The organism is Polynucleobacter sp. 31A-FELB (assembly GCF_018882405.1).
Classification (GTDB): Bacteria; Pseudomonadota; Gammaproteobacteria; order Burkholderiales; family Burkholderiaceae; genus Polynucleobacter.
The window spans coordinates 1-3727 of the sequence record NZ_JACVOO010000032.1 but is presented as its reverse complement, the minus strand read 5'-3'; the positions used below and the strand labels follow the sequence as shown (position 1 = coordinate 3727).

3 protein-coding genes and 1 pseudogene are annotated in these 3727 nt (G+C 44.4%); 3 read left to right on the top strand and 1 reads right to left on the bottom strand.

Annotated elements, in window-relative coordinates; genetic code table 11:
* Positions 1–120, top strand: a pseudogene (locus ICN30_RS11430) (IS30 family transposase); the annotation flags it as partial.
* A gap of 38 nt (positions 121–158) precedes the next feature.
* Here ICN30_RS11430 and cadR read toward each other — a convergent pair.
* Positions 159–557 (bottom strand): Cd(II)/Pb(II)-responsive transcriptional regulator, encoded by a 399-nt coding sequence (gene cadR / locus ICN30_RS11425; protein WP_015421828.1) that lies wholly within the window; start codon positions 555–557, stop codon positions 159–161.
* A gap of 98 nt (positions 558–655) precedes the next feature.
* Between cadR and ICN30_RS11420 the strand changes: the two genes are divergently transcribed.
* Positions 656–2836 (top strand): heavy metal translocating P-type ATPase, encoded by a 2181-nt coding sequence (locus tag ICN30_RS11420; RefSeq protein ID WP_216230282.1) that lies wholly within the window; start codon positions 656–658, stop codon positions 2834–2836.
* A 41-nt stretch (positions 2837–2877) separates the two neighbouring features.
* Positions 2878–3378: a hypothetical protein gene (locus tag ICN30_RS11415; protein ID WP_068949419.1), complete on the top strand. Its 501-nt coding sequence runs from the start codon at positions 2878–2880 to the stop codon at positions 3376–3378.
* Positions 3379–3727: the final 349 nt, after the last annotated feature.

Here is a 3727-nt window from a genome sequence, read left to right as displayed (position 1 = left end):
AACTACTCCCAAGCCAAGCTCAATGCAGTGGCAAGGAAACTAAATGAACGCCCTAGAAAAACACTAAACTATCAAACACCGGCAGAACGTTTTGCTCAATCTGTTGCGTTGACCGGTTGAATCCAAGGCTAATAAGAGGCGGTAGTGTCACCTCTTTTTTACTTCACGGGTAGCGATAATTTATTTAAGATCCCGCAATGTGCTGAGTCCTGATTCGCATGACATTGTTTTCTGAGCAGCTTTAATTGTCGCTCAAGTTGGCGTAGCTCATTAATTCGATTGCTTACACCTTCAATATGGGCATCAAGCAATTCATTTACTGCATCACAGTTTTCATCGGGCAAATCTTTTAAGCGAAGTAATTGACGAATTTCACTTAAGGTCATGTCCAGCGAGCGGCAGTGGCGAATAAATGTAAGGCGTTGCAGGTGCTGATCCCCGTAGATTCGGAAGTTACCCTCAGATCGAGCCGGTTTTGCTAACAAACCCTCTTGTTCATAAAACCGAATAGTTTCCACTTGAGTGCTTGTGGCTGTTGCTAGTTCACCAATTCTCATTTGACCTCCAAGTTTTTACATTTTTATTCTAATCCCTTGACTCTATAGTTACTATAGGGTGTTAAATGTTCTATGTCTTCATCATTTAGGTTTCCGCTATGAGCGAATGCAATACCTCCTGTAGTTGTTCAACATCAACCCCTGTGACAAAGGCTTCTGAAATACCGAGCAAGAATAAGGCCATCTATCGCATTGAAAATATGGACTGCCCAACTGAAGAGGCGCTTATTCGCAAAAAGCTAGTTAGTGTAAACGGCATTGAGTCGCTGGACTTTAACTTAATGCAAAGGATACTCACGGTTGGTCACAATCTCAACTCACTTGACGCTATCGAGTCCGCTTTGGGTTCAATTGGAATGCAGGCGGTGCTACAAAGTGGTCAGACTTCTACAAAGGACAGCTCGATTGAGCCTATACCTAAAAAAAATTGGTGGCCATTGGCTGTTGCAGGTATCACTGCAACCTTGGCTGAAATCATGGAATTGCTGCAACTTGGTAATCAGTGGATTGTCATTGCTCTAGTAATCGCCTCAATTGCTTCAGGTGGCCTGACCACCTATAAAAAGGGCTGGATTGCATTAAAGAATGGCAATCTCAATATCAATGCCTTAATGTCAATTGCAGTCACAGGCGCGATGGCGATTGGAAGTTGGCCAGAAGCCGCCATGGTGATGTTCTTATTTACTCTAGCTGAAGTAATTGAAGCCAAGTCATTAGATCGTGCTCGTAATGCGATTCGTGGCTTATTAGACCTCACCCCTGAAACCGCAACCGTTCAGCAAGCCGATGGCTCTTGGGTGCTAACGGATGTAAAGGCTATCGCTTTAGGTGCTTTAGTTCGAGTGCGTCCTGGAGAGCGAATAGCTTTAGACGGCATATTAATAAGTGGTAACTCGGCAGTAAATCAAGCGCCAATCACGGGTGAGAGCCTACCGGTCGATAAGATAGTTGGCGATGAGGTATTTGCAGGAACGATCAATCAGACAGGATCGTTCGAATACAAAGTTACTGCAGAAGCGACTCATTCAACGCTAGCTCGAATTATTCATGCAGTTGAAGCAGCGCAAGGAAGTCGTGCGCCCACCCAGCGTTTTGTTGATCAATTCGCCAAGATCTATACGCCAGCTGTTTTTTTGCTTGCGGTGTTAGTCGCTGTTTTGCCTCCATTGTTAATGGCGCAGTCATGGCAAGAGTGGATCTATAAAGCATTAGTCATGTTAGTGATTGCCTGCCCTTGTGCTTTGGTGATCTCAACACCAGTAACGATTGTGAGTGGCTTAGCAGCCGCTGCAAGAAAAGGCATCTTAATTAAAGGAGGCGCTTTTTTAGAAGCAGGACGGAGCATGAAGGTCTTAGCAGTAGATAAGACAGGGACACTAACCTACGGGAAGCCTGCACAAACGGACTTTTTTGCATTAAGTAGCAATGACAAGCATATTCACGAAATTGCCATCAGTCTTGCAGCGCGATCTGATCATCCCGTATCTCTAGCAATTGCCCATGCTAATCAAGAGCAAAAGAATGATTTAAAGACTGTAGATAGCTTTGAGGCGATTCTGGGTCGCGGTGTCAAAGGCGTTATTGAGGGTAATTTGTATTACCTTGGCAATCATCGACTGATTGAAGAATTGGGTTTGTGCTCTGATGATATTGAGAATCGTTTATTACCACTAGAGCAGCAAGGCAAAACGGCCGTATTGCTTACCAACCAAACAGAGGTTTTAGCCATTATTGCGGTGGCCGATACTGTTAGAGAAACAAGCAAGCAGGCTATTGATGAGCTTCACCAATTAGGCGTGACTACCATCATGCTCACTGGTGACAATCAGCACACCGCTAAGGCAATAGGTAAACAGGTGGGTGTCGATGAGATTATGGGTAATTTATTGCCTGAAGATAAGCTCAAAATAATTGACAGTCGCCTAAAAAAGGATCCCAATGTAAAGGTAGGCATGGTTGGAGATGGCATTAATGATGCCCCCGCTTTAGCAAGAGCAAGTATTGGATTTGCGATGGGGGCGGCTGGAACCGATACTGCGATAGAGACTGCTGATGTTGCGCTAATGGATGATGATTTACGCAAGATTGCTACCTTTATTCGGCTATCCAAATCAACCGCTCTAATTCTGACTCAAAACATTGTTCTTGCTCTTGGCATTAAAGCTATTTTCCTTGTGCTTACCTTTACAGGGCAAGCCACGATGTGGATGGCGGTATTTGCGGATATGGGTGCGAGCTTGCTAGTAGTGGCAAATGGATTGCGGTTATTAAGAAGCTAGGTGTTAGTTCATATCAAGCAGTTAACTCAAGGAGTACTAAAATGAAAAAGCTAGGATGGGTTGCGATTTTAAGTTTAGGTGTTTTACTAAGTGCGCCCGTTTTGGCGCAAACAGCAGGGGCGGGCACTAAAGCCTCACAGACACAACAAAAAAATGTTGATGTAGCGGAGTTTGATAAGCAAGCCGCTCAAATTCAAGAGAACTTTAAAAAGATGCAACAGCAGATGGATCAGATCCGTGCAACTCAAGATCCGCAAGAAAGGCAAAAGCTGATGCAGGCTCACTGGAGCACAATGCAGGGCAACATGAATATGATGCAAGGCATGTGGGGTTCGGGAATGATGGGTTGTTGTGGTGGTAACGGCGGCATGATGGGTGGACACATGATGGGTTGGAATGGTATGGGCCCCTATTACTCTAAATTAACACCTGAGCAGTTAAAGCAACGCCAATACATGATGGATCAATACATGGGTATGCAGCAGAACATGATGAACCAAATGATGCAGCAGAACTATATGTGGATGGATCGGTCAAGGTAGTAACACACTAGGGGGATGAGTTTCTGGACTTGTCCTCCAAGGTCTCCCTTGGGTCGGACTCGGCCAGCGGAACTAGCTTATCTATAGTCTGCTTAACAACTAATAGCGGCCTAATAGGTTGGGTTAAACGAGCGTAAAGCTCCAATACCCCAATGGTGATAATAAGGTTTATCACAATTAAAATTGATGAAAATTCACTTATGGGCAACTTCTTTGCCCATGTGCGTATTACAGTGAATGTTGCCACTCATTCCAATTCAAAGCTGGCAGTCATTCCATTGGAAAGTAGTCCAGTAATTCCGGTGGGACTCGCCACAATAAACGATGCATTTATTGCAAAAGATGGTTA